General features: G+C 56.1%; 18 protein-coding genes and 1 tRNA gene. 5 read left to right on the plus strand and 14 right to left on the minus strand.

Annotated features, from left to right (window positions below):
* Window positions 1-206: 206 nt before the first annotated feature.
* Together FND52_RS07045 and FND52_RS07050 are read left to right on the plus strand one after the other, a co-directional pair.
* Window positions 207-1445, plus strand: a complete 1239-nt coding sequence (locus tag FND52_RS07045; protein WP_125291468.1) for an Nramp family divalent metal transporter — start codon at window positions 207-209, stop codon at window positions 1443-1445.
* A gap of 93 nt (window positions 1446-1538) precedes the next feature.
* Window positions 1539-3086 carry a helix-turn-helix domain-containing protein gene (locus FND52_RS07050; RefSeq protein ID WP_144130201.1) on the plus strand — a complete coding sequence of 516 codons (1548 nt, stop codon included), beginning with the start codon at window positions 1539-1541 and terminating at the stop codon, window positions 3084-3086.
* Here the strand turns inward: FND52_RS07050 and nagA are convergent.
* The 5 genes from nagA to mgrA all read right to left on the minus strand — a co-directional run bounded on the left by nagA (window position 3079) and on the right by mgrA (window position 8854).
* A complete protein-coding gene (nagA, locus tag FND52_RS07055; protein ID WP_144130203.1) occupies window positions 3079-4290 on the minus strand; it encodes an N-acetylglucosamine-6-phosphate deacetylase in 1212 nt (403 codons plus the stop codon). The genes FND52_RS07050 and nagA overlap by 8 nt on opposite strands.
* Window positions 4280-5635 (minus strand): class-II fumarase/aspartase family protein, encoded by a 1356-nt coding sequence (locus tag FND52_RS07060; RefSeq protein ID WP_144130565.1) that lies wholly within the window; start codon window positions 5633-5635, stop codon window positions 4280-4282. The genes nagA and FND52_RS07060 overlap by 11 nt, the downstream gene beginning before the upstream one ends.
* An 11-nt stretch (window positions 5636-5646) precedes the next feature.
* Window positions 5647-7206: a PTS transporter subunit EIIC gene (locus FND52_RS07065; RefSeq protein ID WP_125291472.1), complete on the minus strand. Its 1560-nt coding sequence runs from the start codon at window positions 7204-7206 to the stop codon at window positions 5647-5649.
* 187 nt (window positions 7207-7393) lie between these two features.
* The gene (locus FND52_RS07070; RefSeq protein WP_125291473.1) at window positions 7394-7720 is read right to left on the minus strand and encodes a DUF2502 domain-containing protein; all 327 of its coding nucleotides are present in this window, start codon (window positions 7718-7720) and stop codon (window positions 7394-7396) included.
* 144 nt (window positions 7721-7864) lie between these two features.
* Window positions 7865-8854 carry an L-glyceraldehyde 3-phosphate reductase gene (gene mgrA / locus FND52_RS07075; protein WP_125291474.1) on the minus strand — a complete coding sequence of 330 codons (990 nt, stop codon included), beginning with the start codon at window positions 8852-8854 and terminating at the stop codon, window positions 7865-7867.
* A 184-nt stretch (window positions 8855-9038) separates the two neighbouring features.
* Here mgrA and FND52_RS07080 point away from each other — a divergent pair, with 184 nt between their 5' ends.
* A complete protein-coding gene (locus FND52_RS07080; protein ID WP_144130205.1) occupies window positions 9039-10700 on the plus strand; it encodes an alpha-keto acid decarboxylase family protein in 1662 nt (553 codons plus the stop codon).
* Here the strand turns inward: FND52_RS07080 and FND52_RS07085 are convergent.
* Window positions 10697-11929, minus strand: a complete 1233-nt coding sequence (locus FND52_RS07085; RefSeq protein WP_144130207.1) for an ion channel protein — start codon at window positions 11927-11929, stop codon at window positions 10697-10699. The two genes, FND52_RS07080 and FND52_RS07085, sit on opposite strands and share 4 nt — an antisense overlap.
* A 204-nt stretch (window positions 11930-12133) precedes the next feature.
* Between FND52_RS07085 and glk the strand changes: the two genes are divergently transcribed.
* Complete coding sequence (glk, locus tag FND52_RS07090) at window positions 12134-13099, plus strand: glucokinase (protein WP_125291477.1); 966 nt, start codon at window positions 12134-12136, stop codon at window positions 13097-13099.
* Window positions 13100-13123: 24 nt separating this feature from the next.
* On the opposite strand, the gene FND52_RS07095 is transcribed toward glk, so the two are convergent.
* The 3 genes from FND52_RS07095 to FND52_RS07105 form a co-directional block, all read right to left on the minus strand.
* Window positions 13124-13855, minus strand: a complete 732-nt coding sequence (locus FND52_RS07095) for a LytR/AlgR family response regulator transcription factor (protein ID WP_144130209.1) — start codon at window positions 13853-13855, stop codon at window positions 13124-13126.
* A 9-nt stretch (window positions 13856-13864) separates the two neighbouring features.
* A complete protein-coding gene (locus FND52_RS07100) occupies window positions 13865-15562 on the minus strand; it encodes a sensor histidine kinase (RefSeq protein WP_144130210.1) in 1698 nt (565 codons plus the stop codon).
* An 81-nt stretch (window positions 15563-15643) separates the two neighbouring features.
* Entirely contained in the window at window positions 15644-16885 is a 1242-nt protein-coding gene (locus FND52_RS07105; protein ID WP_144130566.1) for a DUF1479 domain-containing protein, read from the minus strand.
* 240 nt (window positions 16886-17125) lie between these two features.
* On the opposite strand from FND52_RS07105, the gene alaC reads away from it, so the two are divergent.
* Complete coding sequence (gene alaC / locus FND52_RS07110) at window positions 17126-18364, plus strand: alanine transaminase (RefSeq protein ID WP_144130212.1); 1239 nt, start codon at window positions 17126-17128, stop codon at window positions 18362-18364.
* A gap of 54 nt (window positions 18365-18418) precedes the next feature.
* Here alaC and ypdK read toward each other — a convergent pair whose 3' ends face one another.
* The 5 genes from ypdK to FND52_RS07135 form a co-directional block, all read right to left on the minus strand.
* Window positions 18419-18508 (minus strand): membrane protein YpdK, encoded by a 90-nt coding sequence (gene ypdK, locus FND52_RS22080; RefSeq protein WP_203122160.1) that lies wholly within the window; start codon window positions 18506-18508, stop codon window positions 18419-18421.
* A 341-nt stretch (window positions 18509-18849) separates the two neighbouring features.
* Window positions 18850-19098, minus strand: a complete 249-nt coding sequence (locus FND52_RS07120; protein ID WP_144130214.1) for a DUF2442 domain-containing protein — start codon at window positions 19096-19098, stop codon at window positions 18850-18852.
* Window positions 19082-19324: a DUF4160 domain-containing protein gene (locus tag FND52_RS07125; protein ID WP_144130216.1), complete on the minus strand. Its 243-nt coding sequence runs from the start codon at window positions 19322-19324 to the stop codon at window positions 19082-19084. Before FND52_RS07125 ends, FND52_RS07120 begins: the two co-directional genes overlap by 17 nt.
* 119 nt (window positions 19325-19443) lie before the next feature.
* A tRNA-Arg gene (locus tag FND52_RS07130) sits at window positions 19444-19518 on the minus strand.
* A gap of 73 nt (window positions 19519-19591) precedes the next feature.
* Entirely contained in the window at window positions 19592-20551 is a 960-nt protein-coding gene (locus tag FND52_RS07135; protein ID WP_125291481.1) for a formate/nitrite transporter family protein, read from the minus strand.
* Between the last annotated feature and the right edge of the window lie 79 nt (window positions 20552-20630).

The raw sequence follows: 20630 nt of genomic DNA on the forward strand, positions 1-20630 counted from the left end.
GTAAAGAACTGAAAGGTTACGTACTCCGTCTATACTTTTAACACTTTGTGACGCCCTCCGTAAAAAACGCGGCGTTGCGCACTCTGCTTTTCCAACATCGTTTTTAGCTATCAAAGTAATCGTACGCTCCCCTTGTGAATGAACTTGATAATCATTCTCATTTTGTTAGCATAAAACATAGCAAAGGCTATATTTTGAGGCAAAAAATGACCAGCAGTCGCGTTGATAACAATAATGGCCGTACGGCGCGTAAACTCAGGCTGGCGTTGATGGGGCCCGCGTTTATCGCGGCGATTGGCTATATCGATCCCGGTAACTTCGCCACCAATATCCAGGCGGGTGCCAGCTTTGGCTACCAGCTGCTGTGGGTGGTGGTGTGGGCTAACCTGATGGCGATGCTGATCCAGGTGCTGTCCGCCAAACTGGGCATCGCCACCGGTAAAAACCTCGCCGAACAGATCCGCGACCACTATCCGCGCCCGCTGGTGTGGTTTTACTGGATCCAGGCGGAAATTATCGCCATGGCCACCGACCTTGCCGAATTTATTGGCGCGGCGATTGGCTTTAAGCTGATCCTCGGCGTTTCCCTGTTACAGGGGGCAATACTCACCGGCGTGGCGACGTTTCTGATCCTGATGTTGCAAAGCCGCGGCCAGAAGCCGCTGGAAAGGGTGATTGGCGGCCTGCTGCTGTTTGTCGCGGTGGCTTATATCGTCGAGCTGATTTTTTCCCAGCCGGAGTTTGCCGAACTGGGCAAAGGGATGATTATTCCCAGCCTGCCGACTTCGGAAGCGGTATTCCTCGCCGCAGGGGTGCTGGGGGCAACCATTATGCCGCACGTCATCTACCTGCATTCGTCGCTCACCCAGAATTTGCATGATGGCTCGCGTGCCGAGCGCTATTCCGCTACCAAATGGGATGTGGCGATCGCCATGACCATCGCCGGTTTTGTTAATCTGGCGATGATGGCGACGGCAGCGGCAGCGTTTCATTTCTCTGGCCATACCGGGGTTGCCGATCTCGACCAGGCGTATTTAACCCTCGAACCCTTATTAAGCCACGCGGCGGCGACGATTTTCGGCCTCAGCCTGGTAGCGGCGGGCCTGTCATCCACCGTGGTGGGGACGCTTGCCGGACAGGTGGTGATGCAGGGCTTCGTGCGTTTTCATATTCCGCTGTGGGTGCGCCGCAGCATCACCATGGCACCGTCGTTTATCGTGATCCTGATGGGCCTCGATCCGACGCGTATTCTGGTAATGAGCCAGGTGCTGCTGAGCTTTGGTATCGCGCTGGCGCTAGTGCCGCTACTGCGTTTTACCAGCGACGCCAAACTGATGGGCTCGCTGGTTAACACGCCACGGGTACGGATTATCGGCTGGGGGATTGTGGTGCTGGTGGTAGCGCTCAACCTGTGGCTGCTGATCGGCACGCTGTTTGGTCTGTAAACCCGACCGTGACAGGCCATCTGTCACGGTTTTTCCGCTTCTCATCCGCTAAACTGGCCTATTCCCCTTCACGCCAATGGCTCAGCATTTTTCATGAATGGATTTGATCTGGTTTTCGTTAAATACGTGCAGGAACACAGTCCGGTTGCCATAAGCGATGTGACCCAGCGATTCGGCAAAACGCTCTCGACGTTAAAGCGCACCATGAAGGAGATTAACGCGCTGTTGCCTGAACCATTTCATCTGCACATCGATAATCAGCTGATAACCACCGCCATGGGCTACGGCGAATATATCGAGCTGCTGGAGAAAATAAAGTTCAACCGCTATATCACCAGCCCGCAAGAGCGTACCCGCGATTTATTTGTCGCGCTGTGTCTGAACGACGTAGTGAATAAAAGCGAGTATTACTCGCGCTTTTTCGTCAGCGCCAGCACCTTAAAAAATGACGCCCCGGTATTAAACCAGTTCTTACAGGAAAAGCAGTTAACCCTGCAAAGCATCCACCGCAAAGGTTCGGCGCTGTCCGGCGATGAAATCGCGCTGCGTATTGCGGTGTGCCTGACCATTCTAAAAACCGTGGAAATTGGCGAAGACCATCGGTTAATTACTCATAAAGCCAACGATCCGGTAAACCGCTCGGTAGCGGCGCGTTTTCTCAGCCAGTGTGCTGAAGAGATTGCCGCCGCCGCGCGGCTCTATACCCAGCGTATTGAACCGACACTGCGTCTTGGTTACAACGGCAAAAAATATTTCCTGGTTTATCTGAGCCTGGCGATGCATCGCCTGAAGCGCGGCCACGAAATTAGCGATATCTCGGCGCTGGATTTTATTGCCACGGTGCCGTTTGGGGTGTTTGAGTCGCCGAATGAAAACCGCTTTCTCGATCTGCTGGTATCGTCACTCAGCGCCACCTGGCGGGCCTTCACCCTTTACGACCGGCCGCTGGTTGAGGCGGTGGGGCGGTTTATCGAGCGTATCGAACCCGCGCTGGTGACGACGGTTAACAACCGTCAGGCGTATTTTGCCGAGGTGTACCAGTTTATTTGCTCGGCGATCATTCAGAATAAATTTCACCTGTGGTTTGAAGATAAAAAATTGCAGGGCGTGCGCGCCAGCTATCCGCAGCTGTGGGAAAGCGTGAAGCAGGCGCTGGCATCAATGGAACAGCATTACGCGATCCAGTTTTCCGGCGTCCATCTGGCGACGCTGCTGCTGATCGTCAAAAAATATGAGCTGCAAAACCGGCTGGTCAGCGAGCCGCGCAAGCGGATTATTATCGTGACCAACTCCTCAGAAAGTAAAATTGGCTATTTTAAAGAAGTGCTTCACGCCTGGTTTCATATTGATATCGTCGCCTGCGTGAATATTAATGAACTGCACCAGCTGAAAACTATTCCCTTTGATTTACTGATCACCTTTACCAATAAAATATCCAGCTACCTGAAGTATTATCAGCTGGATTATATCAAGGTGAATTTCCATCTTACTCAGGACGATATTACCCTGCTGCGCCAGCAGGGGCTGTCGCGGGCGAAGAAAAAAATCCCGGCTGCGCAGTTTGCTCAACAGGCGGCCGGGATGAATGAACAACAGTTGCGCGCGTTTATGGCGCAAAACTACCCAGGAATTTTTATTTAGTGCCGTCGAGCGGCTGCTTAACGCCGCGACACCACACGGCGTTAAGATTTAACGCCTCGTCCAGCACCAGAAAATCGGCGTCTTTACCCGCTTCAAGGCTGCCTTTGCGGTCGGCGACGCCCGCCAGCTGCGCCGGATTCAGGCAGGCAATCTGCGCAGCGGAGACCAGGCCGTTTTCCAGCCGATCCACCACCGCTTTAATCGAATCGAGAAAACTCATTTCCAGCTGGCGCACGCCGTGCCAGTCATCCGGGGCAATGCTGCGCGTCGCCCCGTCTTTGCCGCTGATCTGCAATTTCCCGGCGGCAATCCTGAAAGTTTCCTGGCGCAAATAGTGGTGAAATTCATACCCCTCCGGGAAATCCACATAGCCGAGGCAATCGCTCATCATCACCAGCCGCCGGTCGCCCTTGATGCGATACAGGATATCGAACACCTCCGGGCGCAGGGTGATGCCGGTCTGCTTCGCTACTTCGGCATACAGGTCGCGATAGTACATCACCGCGCCGACCACGCCGGGCTCCCGGTGGTGCAGACCGCGCATGGCGCTAAACGCATGGGTCACGTGCGTGAGTCCCGCTTCAATGGCGGCGGTCATCTGGTCGAAGGTGGCGTCGGTGTGGCCCGCCGAGGCGGTGATGCCCTGGCTGTGCAAATAGCGGATCAGCGCCAGCGCGCCGTCCAGCTCCGGTGCCAGCGTCATCAGGCGGATATGCCCGTTCGCCAGCCGGTTAAAATGCTGGAACCCGGCAACGGACGGCGGTTGCAGGCTATCTTTGCGCTGCATCCCCAGGTACTTTTCGTTGATGTACGGGCCTTCCATATGGATGCCCACCGCCTCGGCACCGTCGCCCGGCGGTGCGGTTTCAATATACTGCGCCGCCGCCTGCAGGGAACGCTCAAGAAAATCCTGCGGCATGGTGGCGCTGGTGGCCAGATACGCCGTGACGCCCGCCTGAATCAAATCCCGGCTCATGGCCTGGACCGATTCGCGGGTGCCTTTCCAGGCAAATGAACCGCGCCCCCAGCCGTGCACGTGAATGTCCACAAAGCCGGGCATTAAATAGCTGTCGCCGTAATCCGTCGCCTCGCCGCGATAGTCGTCAGACAGCGCGGCGATTTTACCGTTTTCCACCACCAGCACGCCGCTTCGCAGACCCGCGGGCGTTACGATGCGCGTCGAGCGAAACGCGTTAGTCGTCATCGATTTCGCTCCTGACCCGCTGCGCCATCTCCTGAGCGATCTGCGCGCACAGCCCGGTGTAGCAGGCCGGATCGAGCAGCGTTTCAATTTCTTCATCATTGAAACTGGCGCGGATCACTGGCTGTTCGCGCAGCACCTGCCCGTATTCGATGCCTTCATGGGTGCTGCGCATCGCCATTTCATACACCAGCTCATGGGCCGGATCTTTGCCCAGCCGCTCCACCAGCGCCATCATGATTTTCTCGCTGTTGATCAGCCCGTGGGTAATGCCGACGTTGTGCTTCATGCGTTCAGGGTTAATCACCAGCGTGCGGCTTAACTCTTCCGCGCGCATCACGATTTCCGCCATCAGCTCCATGCTCTCCTGCAAATTAGCGTCGAAGATGAAATAGGCGGAGCTGTCGGCCTCGAACGGGCGCGGGCAGACGTACAGTGACGAGGTCAGCACCGAGTAGAGTTTTTGCGCGTTAGCGATAATTCCTTTCGCCAGTTTCGGATTAACCTTTTGCGGCATGGTGCTGCTGCCGACGGTGCCTTTTTTAAACGCTTCCGAAACTTCGCCGTACTCTTCGCCAGAGGTCAGATACACCTCTTCGGCCATTTTTTGCAGCGTCGTCGCCAGCAAGCACAAATTGCTGATGAACTCGGTGCGGTACACCTGGGCGCTGCGCGACGGCACCCGCATTGAGTGCATCCCCAGATGCCGCGCCACATTTTCCTGCACCTGGCGTCCGGTTTCGCCGGTGGCGTGAAACGCCCCCACCGCGCCGCCCATCATCACGGTAAACACGCGGCTTTCTGCCTGCTTCATGCGCTCGCGGCTGTTCAGCAGCTCATCGATCCACACCGCAACTTTATAGCCCCAGGTGATTGGCAGAGCGTGCTTGCCGTGGGTGCGTCCGGCCATCAGCGTGTTTTTATGCTGCTCCGCCATGTGCGCCAGGTTGCGCAGAATGTCGTCCACAAAACCGTTAATAATTTGCTGGCACTGCCACGCCAGATGCAGCTGCGCGGTCTGCTGGATGTTTTGAGTGGTCACGCCGTAGTGCACGTATTTGCCGCTTTCCGGGGAACAGGCTTTGACCAGCACTTTGATGGTCGGCACAAAGCCGTGGCCGATTTCCCGCAGCAGGCGCTCCATCTCCTGCAAATCGATGCGCGACAGATGACAGTTTTCGGCAATGTTTTGCGCCGCCGCCTCCGGGATCATGCCCGCTTGTGCCTGAGCCAGCGCCAGCGCGGCTTCTACGTCCAGCCAGGACTGGACGCGCGCCTCCTGGCTAAACAGCGCTTTCATGCCGCGATCGTCAATGGTTTTGCTTTTTGAATCGTACAGGGCTCGCATCATGCTTCCTCTTATTTATGACCGGCTAAGGCGTCGTCTACGGCGTTACGGACAAACTCGACGTGGGGGCCAAACACCACGTGAATATGGTTGCTGGAGGGGATAAAGGTTCCCATCGACCCGGCGTCTTTGAGAATGCCCATATCGAGTTTTTTCTGATCGTTTAAATCAATGCGCAGGCGCGACACACAGTTTTCCACGCGTTTGATGTTGGTTTTACCGCCCAGCCCTTCAATCACCAGTTCGGCGACTTTGTCGTACTCTTTGTTATTCAGCAGCGTGCTGTCGGCAATGTCCGATTCGCGTCCCGGCGTTTTAATATCGAATTTGCCGATGGCGTAGCGGAACACGAAATAGAACACCACGAAGTTAGCGATGCCTAACAGGATCAGGTTCAGCCAGCGGGTGTGTTCATACATCAGGCCGAAAATACCGAAGTCGAAAATCGTGCCGCGAATATAGCCCACGGAAATATCCAGCAGCTGGAGCGGTATCGCCATCAGGCCGCACAGCAGGGCGTAAACAATAAACAGCTTCGGCGCGATAAACAGGAACGAGAATTCCAGCGGCTCGGTAATATTCCCCAGCACAGCGGTCAGCACTACCGTCAGGATCATCCCTTTGGCGAACTTTTTGTTTTTAAAGTAGGCCATGTGATACATCGCCAGGCCAATCGCCGGGACGCGGAACAGGGTGGTCAGCATTTGGGTAGAGGCCAGATAGCTGGTCAGCGTCGGCATATATTGATCCCACGCCGGATGGTTCGGCCCCAGCTCGAACAGGATTTTATTAATGGCGGGTAAAATGCCGACGTAGGTTTGCCCGTCAATCAAATAAGTGCCGCCTGCTTCGGTGAAACGCACTGTTGAGCTGAGTACGTGATGCAGGCCGAAGGGAATCAATAACCGGTTAAGGGTCATATAAATCCCGGCCCCAATATTAGGTGCCATTAAAATGGTGGAAATACTTTTCATCCCGGCGGTAAACAGATCCCAGATAAACGGAATAAGTAGCCCGATGGGGATCGCAAAGGCAATGGCTAATATCGCCACCGATTTCTTGCCGCTAAAGAACGCAAACGCCAGCGGCAATTGCAGCCGGTAATAGCGATCGGTGACTTTGGCGGCAAGCAGCCCGGCGATTATCCCGCCGACGGCCTCAATCTTTAGGGTTTGCACCCCGAGCACCATGCCCTGGCCGACCAGCGCCAAATCGCCTTTCGCCAGCTGTCCGGTTAATTTCAGATGCACGTGCATGGAAATTAACAGCGTTAAATAGGCGATGACCGAGGCAAATACCGCGATGCCTTTCTCTTTTTTCGACATCCCGTATGCCACGCCCATGGCGAACAGCAGCGGGATATTCTGGAAGACCACGCTGCTGATTAATCCCAGCGAAGAGAGCACGGCTTTGAAACCGGCATTCCCCAGGAAGGGCAGTTTTTCAATCATGTAATTTTGGCCCAGCGCGCTGCTGATGCCCATTACCATCCCCACCGGCGCTAATACGGCGATAGGTAACAGTAACGAGCGGCCGAACGTCTGTATTTCGTTTTTAAAATTCGCGTTCATGACAATATCCCCGATAAGACATCGTATTATCAAACACGGTTGGAGGAGGGGTTCTCAAGGTCAAATAATGTCTGAAGCAGAGCGCAATAATTGCCCGTAAGAAATTGTAGGGGCGATCACATTGTGAAGTTGACGAACATGAATTGACGATCAAAAAAGGAGCCCGAAAGCTCCTTTTGTAAATTGATTAGTGGCGATGGCGATGTTTACCGCGCCCGCGATGGTCATCCCGATCGCGCCAGCCTTCACGGTAGCCGCGCTCGTAGGCGTTGCGGTCTTTATACCAGCCGCGATGGTAGCCATTATCGTGTTTACGCCAGTAGCCGCCGCGACGTTCATAATGGCTGTGCCAGTAATCCCGATCGCGCCAGCGACCGCCGTCCCAGTAGTTACCGTAATTATCACGATCGCCAATTTGTAATTTTATTGAGGGTAACAGGGTGATTTCGCCTGCAGTTGCCATCATTGGCGCACCCGCCAACAGAATGGCTGCAAGCAACAGTGACCTGAACATAGTCTTCTCCTTCACGATCGGGGCCGTGGCCGGCCTGTTACAGCAATATTACGGGGTGGTAAAGCCCCGCATCTTCGCCACAACTCCGAATTCATTTCGGATAGCACAAAATGCTAAAAATACCCGTTACCCGTTGATTTGCCGTCAGGAGAGGATGGCGTCAATCGCCGCGCACTCTTCAGCGCTAAAGTGCCGGTTTGCCAGCATCCCTACCGCATCCTCAATCTGGCTGGTCTTACTGGCCCCGATTAACACTGAGGTAACTTTATCGTCACGTAATACCCAGGCCAGCGCCATTTGCGACAGCTTCTGACCGCGCTGCTGCGCCAGTTCATTTAGCTTACGCACCTTCGCCAGCTTCTCATCGGTGAGCTGATCCGGATTGAGGAAGCGGCTGCCGCTGGCGGCGCGCGAATCTGACGGAATGCCGTTCAGATAGCGGTCGGTTAACTGCCCGCCCGCCAGCGGTGAAAACGCGATGCTGCCGACGCCTTTTTCCTGCAATACGTCCAGCAGTTCTGCTTCTACCCAGCGCTCAAACATGGAGTATTTCGGCTGGTGGATTAAGCATGGCGTGCCGAGATCGTTGAGGATATCAATCGCCTCACGCGCCAGTGCGGCAGGGTAGTTCGACAGCCCCACGTACAGCGCTTTCCCCTGGCGCACCAGATGATCCAGTGCGCGCATGGTTTCCTGAAGCGGCGTTTCCGGGTCCGGGCGGTGATGATAAAAAATATCCACGTATTCCAGCCCCATGCGCTTCAGGCTCTGGTCGAGGCTGGATATCAGATACTTGCGCGAACCCCAGTCGCCATAAGGCCCGTCCCACATGGTGTAGCCCGCCTTGCTGGAGATGATCAACTCATCGCGATAAGGCAGGAAGTCCTCTTTAAAAATCCGCCCGAAATTATGCTCGGCGGAACCCGGCGGCGGCCCGTAGTTATTGGCGAGATCGAAATGGGTGATGCCAAGGTCAAACGCCCGGCGCAGCAGTTGGCGGCTGTTATCCACCAGCGTGGCGTCGCCAAAGTTATGCCAAAGCCCCAGAGAAACGGCGGGAAGTTTCAGCCCGCTTCGTCCGCAGCGGCGAAATTCCATCGTTTGATAGCGTGCGGGATCTGCCTGATAAACCATGCGTGTAGCCTCATCAGTAAGGAAATTTTTAGCGTGTATACGTTTACACAAAATTAGCGCCTTTGCACCCTACACCGCATCGCGCTGTAAATCTCGCGTGCCACGCACTTTTCGATCGGATACCTGGACAGGGATCGCAGTTCCTTAATACTTCAATCAGGCTCCTGATAAAAAGGAATGTTCCATGGCTCAGCGTTATTGTGTGGCGGATTATCTACTGGACCAGCTGTCGCAAAGTGGAATCACCCATCTTTTCGGCGTACCGGGCGACTATAACCTACAGTTTCTCGATAATGTCATCGCCCACCCGGAAGTGGCCTGGGTGGGATGCGCCAATGAACTTAACGCGGCCTATGCCGCCGATGGCTACGCCCGCTGCAATGGCGCGGGTGCCTTATTAACGACCTTTGGCGTGGGCGAACTCAGCGCTCTTAACGGCGTGGCGGGCAGCTATGCCGAACATGTGCCGGTGCTGCACATCGTCGGCGCGCCCGCGTCAGGCGCGCAGCAGCGCGGCGAGCTGATGCATCACACGGTGGGCGACGGCGATTTTCGCCATTTTGTGCGTATCGCCAGCGAGCTCTGCGCCGCCCATGCGGTACTGACAGCGGATAACGCTTGCAAAGAAATTGACCGGGTGATCCGCGAAATGCATTCCGCTTCACGTCCCGGTTACCTGATGCTGCCAGCGGACGTGGCAAAAATGCCTGCCATCCGTCCTGAAAACGCTCTCACAAAGACCACACACAGCGCCGATCCCGCCTTGCTGGAGGCGTTTCGTCAGGCGGTTCAGCAACGGCTCTCTGGCGTTAAGCGCATCGCGCTGCTGGCGGATTATCTGGCGCAACGCTTTGGCCTGAAGCACGCCCTGCAACAGTGGGTACATGAGATCCCGCTGGCACACAGCTCCTTGCTGATGGGCAAAGGGATTTTTAACGAAGGCGGCGCAGGTTTTACCGGCACTTACAGCGGTGCCGCCACCGCCCAGGCACAGCGCGAGGCAATTGAAGGAAGCGATCTGGTTATCTGCGTCGGCGTGAAATTTACCGATACCACCACCGCCGGATTCAGCCAGCATCTCACCCCCGAGCAAACCATTGAGGTGATGCCCGACGGCGTGCGCATTGGCGATCGCAGTTTCAGCGGCCTGCCGATGGCGGAAGCGGTAAATATTCTGTACCGGGAAGTGCGCCAGATTCAGCATCAACTGACGTTGCCGGAGATCAAACCGGCTCCGCTGCCGGAGGGCGATGCCGGGCTGGATCAGCATGCGTTCTGGCTGGCGATTCAGGCCTGGCTGCGCCCCGGTGATATTGTGGTAGTCGATCAGGGCACCGCCGCGTTTGGCGCGGCAACGCTGACGCTGCCGGATGACGTGACATTTATCGTCCAGCCGCTGTGGGGGTCGATCGGCTACGCGCTGGCGGCGGCGTTCGGCGCGCAAACCGCCTGCCCGACGCGGCGGCTGGTGCTGATCACCGGCGACGGCGCGGCGCAGTTAACCATTCAGGAATTGGGCTCGATGCTGCGGGACGATTTGCGCCCGGTGGTCATCGTGCTGAATAACGATGGCTACACGGTGGAGCGGGCGATCCATGGCGCGGAGCAGCGCTACAACGATATCGCTCCGTGGGACTGGACGGCGCTGCCCCACGCGCTGGATATTCATCGCAAAGCCGAATGCTGGCAGGTCAGCGAAACCGTGCAGCTTCAGGAAGTGCTGGCGCGACTGGTGCATCCGGCGCGGCTGTCGCTGGTAGAAGTGATGCTGCCGAAACAGGATCTCCCGGAACTGCTGACCGCCGTCACCCAATCGCTTGGCGCGCGCAACGGCGGGCAGGCTTAGTCTTTCGGCCCGGCCACCATTAACGGCTTCCCGGCCAGCAGCAGCCAGGCCGGGAGCATGACGATGCACAGCAGCGGCAGCAACTGGGTATCCGGCACGATCACCGCCGCCATAAACAGGCTCAGCCAGCCGTCGCGCGTCACCACCAGTACCATGCCCAATACCGCGCAGGAGACCGTCACCGCCGCCGGGACGGCGTCAACGTGTTCATGGAGCATCAACCCCAGCGCCACGCCGACAAACACCGCCGGGAAAATGCGCCCGCCGCGAAAACCGCAGGCGGCGGCGATCACCAGAGCCGCGAGTTTGATAATCGCAAACAGGAAATAGTCATACACCGTCCAGGTCTGGCCGAACGCCAGCTGCTGCATCTCGTCGACGCCTTTAAACAGGGTTTGCGGCCCCCCCAGCGCGCCCAGCAGCCCGAGAACAAAACCGCCCACGCCCAGGATCAGCACCGGGTTTTTCAGTCGGTGCATCAGCGCGTGCAGGCGCGGTAAACACCACACCGCTACCATGCCCAGCGCAATGGCGATGGCCGCCACCACCGCGCCGCTGAAAATATCCGTCAGGTGCAGCTGCGAATAGTGGGCGATGGGCAGCGAAAAATTCGGATGAACAAACAATCCGGTAGTTACGCCGCCTGCCGCCGCCGCCATCAACGGGGCGAACAGCTTGTCCCACAGCGGCACATCGTTGGTGCTGTTGAGGGTTTGGGAGAAGATCAGCGCCGCCGCCACGGGCGTACCGAACAGCGCGCCGATGGTGCCTGCCGCCGCCAGAATCGTCCAGTCAAGCGAGTTAACGCGTGGGAACAGCTTGCCGCCCAGCACCACCGCCAGCGCGACGTTGATTGCCATAATCGGGTGCTCCGGGCCGAGGCTGACCCCGCCTGCCAGGCCGAGGATCATCGCCAGCGCCAGGCCGGGCAGGGCGCGGCTTTCCACCGGGGTACTGATTAGCGGCTCGCTGGCCGGATCAGGCCCGCCGTGGCCGGGAACATAGCGGATCACCAGACCCACCGCGATACCGGTCAGCGTCAAAATGGTGATAATCCAGCCGGGAGCGAACAGGGAAACGCCGAACGTCGCGGGCAGGGTCTGCCACAGAAAGGTCTGTAAAATCCCCGCGACCCGCATCATAAACAGTAAAATTAAACTGCTGGCAATGCCGATCAGTAATGCCGGCAGCGCGAGCATCAACATGGTTCTGGCGCGGGGATGAAGCATCGGATAATCCTTATGAATGAAAAGGCTGGCGCTTTAATGACCATCAGATTACTGTGCTGATTGCAAAGGTGCTGAAACGGTAAACGTAATCTGTGACACGCCTCAATAATCCCAGGTCATCAGCACAAAGGACATTGTGGTGATGATGCCTTGAATTTAGAGTGTGCCGAAGACCTATTTTGACTTTAGCGGAGCTGTTGAATAATGACCAAATTTGCATTGGTGGGAGATGTAGGCGGCACCAACGCACGCTTAGCGCTCTGTAACCTTGAAACTGGCGCCATTGAGCGCGCAAAAACCTATTCCGGGCTGGATTACCCGACGCTTGAGGCGGTGGTACGGGTCTATCTGGCCGAGCATGACGCAACGGTTACCGAAGGCTGCATCGCCATCGCTTGCCCAATCACCGGCGACTGGGTGGCGATGACCAACCACACCTGGGCGTTTTCCACCGAAGAGATGCGCAAAAATCTCGGCTTCGATCATCTGGAAATCATCAACGATTTCACCGCCGTTTCCATGGCGATCCCGATGCTGAACAAAGATCACCTGATCCAGTTCGGCGGCGGCGAGCCGGTAGAAGGCAAACCTATCGCGGTTTATGGCGCGGGCACTGGCCTTGGCGTGTCGCATCTGGTGCATGTCGATAAGCGCTGGATCAGCCTGCCGGGCGAAGGCGGCCATGTGGACTTCGCACCCAACAGCGAAGAAGAGGGCATTATTCTCGAAGAATTACGCGCGGAAATCGGCCACGTTTCAGCCGAACGCGTACTGTCGGGGCCGGGGCTGGTTAATCTCTATCGCGCGATTGTCAAATCCGATGGCCGCTTGCCGGAAAATCTCCAGCCGAAGGACGTTACCGAGCGGGCGCTGGACGATGCCTGCATCGACTGCCGTCGCGCGCTGTCGCTGTTTTGCGTCATTATGGGGCGCTTCGGCGGCAACCTGGCGCTGAATCTGGCAACCTTCGGCGGCGTCTATATCGCCGGTGGGATTGTGCCGCGCTTCCTGGATTTCTTCCGCGCGTCGGGCTTCCGCGGCGGTTTTGAAGACAAGGGCCGGTTCAAGGCCTATGTGCAGGATATTCCGGTGTATCTGATCGTTCACGATCAGCCTGGGCTACTGGGCGCTGGTGCGCATTTACGCCAGATCCTCGGACAGGTTCTCTGACAAAAGCGCCGCAAGGCGCTTTTTTTACAGCCGCATTAACTGGCGAAACTCTTTTACCCGGCTACGGCTGACCGGTACCTGGAAATCCAGATCCCGCAACCGCAGAATGTAGGTATTGTTAAACCACGGCTCTATCTCGCGGATTTTATTGAGATTTACGCAGTACGAGCGGTGGCAGCGGAAGAAATGCCCCTCCGGCAACCGGCTGAAAAACTCGGTGATATTCATCGGCATCACGTAGGCCTCGCGTTTGGTGTACACGAAGGTCATTTTTTCGTGGGCTTCGGCATAGTAGATGTCGTTGATGTCGGTGACGATGATCCGCTCGTCTTTGATCAAGTTGATGGTGGCGTTTTCCCGGCTGGTCGGCGCGGCGCTGTGCGGGCTGGCCTGCTGCTGACCGGCGGCCTCCAGCTTTTGCAGCATGCTGATGATACGCGACTCCTGCCAGGGTTTGAGGATGTAGTCAAACGCCTCCAGTTCAAACGCCTCCACGGCATGCTCTTTCCACGCGGTAATAAACACGATAAACGGTTTATTGGCGAACTTACTGATATTTTGCGCCAGCAGCACGCCGTCCAGCGACGGAATATTGATATCGAGAAAAATGGCGTCAACGGTGTGGTGCTGGAGATACTTCAGCACGTCCAGCCCGTCGTCGAAGGTGCCGACAATCTCGATTTTGCTATGATTATTAATCAGCCAGCTCAGCTCCTGTTGGGCCAGAATCTCATCTTCAACGATGATTGCTTTCATCGCTCCTCCTCAGGAAAATTGCGTGGCGGCAACATGGCGCGCCAGCGGCTGGTTGGGCACGTAGAAGGCGATTTCGGTGCCGGGGTTAAGCTGGCGGATTTGCAGCCCTTCGCCGTACAGCAGTTTCACCCGGTGATGCACGTTCAGCAGGCCGATTTTATTGCCCGGCATCTCGTCCGCCTCCACCCGCGCCACCACGTCAGGGTCGATACCGTGGCCGGTATCGCGCACCGCGATGCGCACCCGGCTGCCGGATTCGGTGACGCTAATGGTCACCACGCCTTTGCCCTTACAGGGCTGGATGCCGTGGACGATGGCGTTTTCCACCAGCGGCTGGATCAGCAGGCTCGGCACCACGCAGTTCACCTCTTCGTCGATGTCATAAATCACCGTAAGCTTATCGCCGAAGCGCGCCTGCTCGATGGCGATGTAATCTTTAATCTGGTACAGCTCTTTTTTGATATCAATCAGCTCGTCATCTTTTAATTCAATGTTATAGCGCAGGTAGCGCGAGAGATTGAAAATCAGCTGGCGCGCGGTGTCCGGATTAAGCCGGATAGACGACGAAATCGCGTTCAGGGCATTAAACAGAAAATGCGGGTTGATTTTGCTTTGCAGCGCGCGCAGCTCCGCTTTATCCGCCATCTCGCGCAACTGCTCGGCGCGCGACACTTCCAGCTGCGTAGAGATGATCTGCGACAGGCCCACCGCCATCTCCTGGAGCGATGAGGTGATCTGGTGCGCATGGCAGTAATAAATCTTCAGGGTGCCGGTGACGATGCCTTTCTCCCACAGCGGGATCACCAGCATCGAGTGAATTTCCGGGGTGCGGTGGGCCTCATCATTGTTCTTGATGATGATCTTCCCGTCGTTAATCGCCTGGCGGGTGGTCGGGCTGATGCCGTCATCGTTTTGCTGGTAGTTATGTTCACCCACGCCCACGTAGGCCAGCACATTGTCAGTATTGGTGATGGCTACCGCGTCGGCATGGATATCGCGGCGGATAATCTGGCACACCTGGCGCAGCGCATCGCTGTTAACGTGGCGGAACAGCGGCAGGGTTTTATTGGCGATATCCAGCGCCAGTTTGGCCTGGCGCGCGGCGCTGGCCTCTTTTTCCCCCTCCACGCTTTGTACCAGCAGCACGATAAAGCCAATCGACACGGTGCCCAGAATCATCGGGATGCCGATTTTCGACACGATATCCAGCCCCAGTTCAGTGGAGGGTGCCCATGAGACGACCAGGATCATGGTCAGGGTTTCGCACACCATGCCGCCGACGATCCCGACGCGCCAGCGCTGGGCTTTCGGCACCTTCATGTGGATCCAGCCAGAAAGAAAGCCGGCGATGATGCTGGTGATCAAACAGGGGATTGAGGTAATACCGCCGATATCGATCAGGTAACGGTGAACGCCCGCAATCGCGCCGGTAATGATGCCCACCCACGGGCCGAACAGGATGCCGCCCGCCATCACCGCGATGATACGCACGTTGACCAGCGATCCCTCAACCGGGACGCCGGACCAGGTGCTGAATAGCGCAAACATTGAAAAGATAGCGGTGACCGCCAGCAGTTCACGCGGCGTATGGGCGCTTTTATGCAGCAGTTCACGGAACAGCCGGATGCGGATCAGGAAGAACAGGCAGATCAGCATCAGCGCGGCGCGGTCAAAAACCGCCAGGAGCATGTTAAAAATTTCGTGCACGGGGGGAACTCAGATGGCAAGCAGAGGGACTATGATAGAAAACCTGGCGCCTGATGAACAGACGCCAGTGTGAATCGACGGTTAACCGTGAAGCTGCTCCTTACCCGCTGGGGTGAGATCCGCTTCGGTAGCGCGGCCAGCGAAATCGACTTCAAAATCGTCGGCGGCAAAGTCCGGCGGCGATTTACCCTCCACGAATGCCGGCCACTGGCGCTTAAGATAGGCGGCGTTTTTCTCGCACCATGGTGCGGCGGCGATGTACATCACGTTGCTGTCGAACTCGCCGTTATGCTCATTTTCCACCGCATGGATCACATCGCAGTGCCAGAAAACCGTGTCGCCCGGCTCCATATCGGGAATTGAGGATATCCCGGTTAATAAAAGGGGATGCCAGGTTTGGTTAATGGAAAGCGCCCGGCCTGGTTTCGCTTCGCACAGCGAATCGTCCGGCACGTCGTCCTGTAAGGCGCGCAGTAAAATATACGCCATGGCGTTGGCCACCGGCAGCAGGGTCAAGGTCCCGGCGTGCTTACGCTGCTCGGAGAGCGCGGTCCAGCCCTGGAAAGTGCGGAACATCGAGCATACCGCAGGGGAGGGGATTTCACGCGCTTCGGTACGGCCTTCGGCATCAAACGGACTGTAGCGCTGCCACTCGCCGCTGAATACGTGACGGTAAACGTGACGGAAATTCTCATCCAGCCAGCGTTCTACCGAACCGCCGTCCACGTGTGGAGACAGGCCTAACGAGCCGGAGCGCGGCGGACGGCGGCGGGTACGATCCGCATAGCTCACCACCCGGTTCGGGTCGAAATGCTGCTTGCCGTGGCTTTCGGTCTGCCAGAGATTATTGAGAAACACCTGCGCTGCTTTCATACGCGCATCCTGTCGGGCTTCCACCTGCGGCTTCGACCAGTAGATGCCGTAAATCTGCGGCTTACTGTCGGCAAGGGTGCCGAAATAGTTGTCTTCCGCCGCGTTCTTCAGCTTCTCAACAAAGTTGTTGCGTTCAAGATAGTTGCCCACTTCTTCGTTCCAGGCACGGGCGGTTTGTTCGGCGAAAACGCCTTTAATCACGCAACAGCCGCGCTGGCGGATGAGGGCTTTTTGCTGTTCGGAAATGCGGCCAGCAATGATGTCATCGGCATGGATCTGCGGCACCGGGTTTTCACCGCGCGCTTGCTCAGCGCGGATCGCGTCGATCTGGCGTGAAATATCGGCTTCCAGTGCCTGGAATACCTGCTGATAGTGCGGCAGCTCGCGACGAAGCTGCTGTTTTATCTGGCGAATAGCGATAGGAAGATCGTCAATGTGTAGGGGCATGATGATGACTCCGGCTGAGAAGAATTGATGGTTATTGTTTTGTTGCGACAGAGTTAATATAGAGCTAATCAACCGAATAAAATAGGGATTGGTTTCAAATGAAAGTTCCGGTTTTTTCCTCCTCAATTATTTTTTTAAAAGCCTCTCGACAGAACAAAATTTTTCAGGCTATTTTCTTTACAGGCCACATCAGTGGCAGCGTCGCTCGGACGGTCCGGGCGCTTACGTAACTTCGAGGAATCTATGGCTGACTTCAGTCCCAAACGCCGTTTTTCGCGTATCGATCGTCTTCCCCCGTATGTTTTTAACATCACCGCTGAACTGAAAATGGCTGCGCGTCGGCGCGGCGAAGATATTATTGATTTCAGTATGGGTAACCCCGACGGCGCGACCCCGCCGCATATCGTCGAGAAACTCTGCACCGTGGCCCAGCGCCCCGATACGCACGGTTACTCCACATCGCGCGGCATCCCGCGTTTGCGCCGGGCGATTTCCCGCTGGTATCAGGATCGCTATCAGGTGGATATCGATCCGGAAAGCGAAGCTATTGTGACGATCGGTTCCAAAGAGGGACTGGCGCATTTGATGCTGGCGACGCTGGATCACGGCGATACGGTGCTGGTGCCGAACCCGAGTTACCCGATTCATATTTACGGTGCGGTGATTGCCGGCGCGCAGGTGCGCTCGGTGCCGCTGGTGGAAGGGGTGGACTTCTTTAACGAACTGGAACGCGCCATTCGTGAAAGCTATCCGAAGCCGAAAATGATGATTCTGGGCTTCCCGTCGAACCCGACGTCACAGTGCGTGGAGCTGGAGTTCTTCGAAAAAGTGGTGGCGCTGGCGAAACGCTATGATGTGTTGGTCGTACACGACCTGGCTTATGCGGATATCGTCTACGACGGCTGGAAAGCACCGTCTATTATGCAGGTGCCGGGTGCGCGCGATGTGGCGGTAGAATTTTTCACTCTGTCAAAAAGCTACAATATGGCGGGCTGGCGCATCGGCTTTATGGTGGGCAACCAGGAACTGGTCAGCGCCCTGGCGCGTATTAAAAGCTATCACGATTACGGGACGTTTACTCCGTTGCAGGTGGCAGCCATCGCGGCGCTGGAGGGCGATCAGCAATGCGTGCGCGATATTGCCGAACAGTACAAACGTCGCCGCGATGTGCTGGTGAAAGGGCTGCACGAAGCGGGCTGGATGGTGGAAATGCCGAAAGCCTCGATGTACGTATGGGCCAAAATCCCCGAGCCTTACGCGGCCATGGGCTCGCTGGAATTCGCCAAGAAATTGCTGCAGGACGCCAAAGTGTGCGTATCACCGGGCATTGGCTTTGGTGATTATGGCGACACCCACGTGCGTTTCGCGCTAATTGAAAACCGCGACCGTATCCGCCAGGCGGTGAGGGGCATCAAAGCGATGTTCCGCGCCGACGGGCTGCTGCCGATATCGAATAAAACCACGCTGGAAAATCAGCCATAAAAACGACAACAGGAGCCAAATGGCTCCTGTTTTTTGTCCGGCTCAGGCTTCAGACTAAATCATCAGCGCAAAAGTACCGGCCCAGAGTACGACCATTACTGAAACGCCCATAAATAAATATTTCACGTCACTCACTCCGCGCATCGCATGACACGCCAAAATTAACGTCAGGTCTCATTATAGAAAGGTAAAACCGCACGCATTTCACTTTGGGACAAATCCCTGGTGTGCCTGCCGCTTCGCCTGGATTGGGGGATGTGGGTCACATCCGGGCGCTAATCTACGCTTAATTTTCAGGGTTAACAAGCGGGCAAGGGCGGAAAAACGCCTTTTTTTCGAGCAGGGATTTATGCGGTGTAACCTTATGTTAAATCAGTGGATTTGTGGGTAACTTAAGCGAAACTGAAACGGGAAAGTAGCGGTGCTGAAGCGGAGCGCGGTAAATGGCGTCACTGGCAGAAAATGACGCCCTTTTTGCGATAAATTTATGCGGCATTATGGGGTTTAAAAGTCACATCGCCCCGTCCCGCCAGCAGTCCTTCCACAGAGATATCTTCATCAAGCTCATCCCAGTGAATACCCCGGCGGCTTAATTCAAACTTACTTCGTGCTTCCGGGCTGGCTCGCAGCAGTTTGGGAAACCACGCCAGAGGCACGCCCAGCGTACGGGCATCGCTGAGTTCTACCCACATATGGAACTCGTCGAATTTTACGTTTTTAGCCGAAATAGTCATTCCAGGCCTCCATCAGCATAGTGCGGTTCTCTTCAACGATACCGAGCAGTTCTTTCAGATCTCGCGCATCAAAACCGTCGTTACGCGCTAAATGCACGTCAGGCGCTAACCAAAATTTAGCTTCCCCCTCAACACCACGCACATGAATATGAGCAGGTTCACGAGGATCGCCTTCATTAGAGTAAAAAAAGAAACGATACCCTTTGAACCTTAGTATGACAGGCATAGATAAGTTCTCAATGTGACGGTCGTTTATGCTGCCACTATAGGACTATCGATTTCTCAACTCAACGCTGAGGGTATTTTGTTCGAACGAAGGTGTAGAGAGAAGAGGGGGAATGCAGATGGTGTCCCCTGCAGGAATCGAACCTGCAACTAGCCCTTAGGAGGGGCTCGTTATATCCATTTAACTAAGGGGACAAGGCGGCGCTAGTATACCCGTTTTTGGTGCTGCGTTAAGGGCTTAGCCGCCTGATTGTTCATTCCATCGCCATTATTGTTGTGAAGCCTGCTGTTTTTTCTGTTGTTGCTCCTGTTCCTTTTGCCGCGCTTTGGCTTCGGCTTTTTTCTTGTTGCTCATGTCATTACGGATTTGCGCATGGCTCATCAGCGCAAAGATAAAGGTGCCGCCGCAGATGTTCCCGGCCAGGGTCGGCAGGGCGAAAGGCCAGACAAACTCGGTCCAGTGGATGTCGCCGTTGAACACCAGATACAGGATCTCCACGGTGCCCACCACGATATGGGTGGTGTCGCACAGGGCGATAAGCCAGGTCATGATGATGATCACCACGATTTTGGCTGGCCCCGCCGAGGGGAACATCCATACCATGGTGGCGATAAGCCAGCCGGAGACAATCGCATTGGCGAACATCTCGCCCGGCGTGTTTTCCATCACTTTCAGGCCGATATTGACGAACGCCTCGCGCGTCGCCTCATCAAAAATCGGCATAAATTCGAAGGCCAGCGCCGCCAGCCCGGTGCCAATCAGGTTACCTAACAGCACCACGCTCCACAGCCGCAGCAGCAGCAAAAAGTTGCTGCCGGTGGGGTTTTGCATCACCGGTAAAACGGCGGTGACGGTGTTTTCCGTGAACAACTGCTGGCGCGCCATGATGACGATAATAAACCCGAGGGTGTAGCCGAAATTTTCCAGTAAAAAACCGCCCGGCACGCCTTCAAGATGCACGTGAAAAATCCCTTTGCCCAGTAGCGACGCCCCCATGGAAAGCCCGGCGGCGATGGCCGACCACAGCAGCGCCATGGCGTCACGCTCCATCTCCTTTTCCCCGTCCTGGCGGATATGTTCGTGGATGGCCATGGCCCGGGAGGGCAGGCGTTCTTCATCCACTTCGATATCTTTTCCGCTCTTCTTTTCTTCGCTCTCTACTTCCAGCTCTTCACCGGATTCGCCAATTTTTTCATCCTCAATTTTGTCTTCTTTGAGTTTGTCCATGATGCCTTTGCCTTGCAGTGAATGTCCTTTAAGCGTAGCGGTTTTGGGAAAACCAACGGCTATTTCCCGACAATTCGGA

This window comes from Atlantibacter subterraneus (genome assembly GCF_007570865.1).
Lineage (GTDB): Bacteria > Pseudomonadota > Gammaproteobacteria > Enterobacterales > Enterobacteriaceae > Atlantibacter > Atlantibacter subterraneus.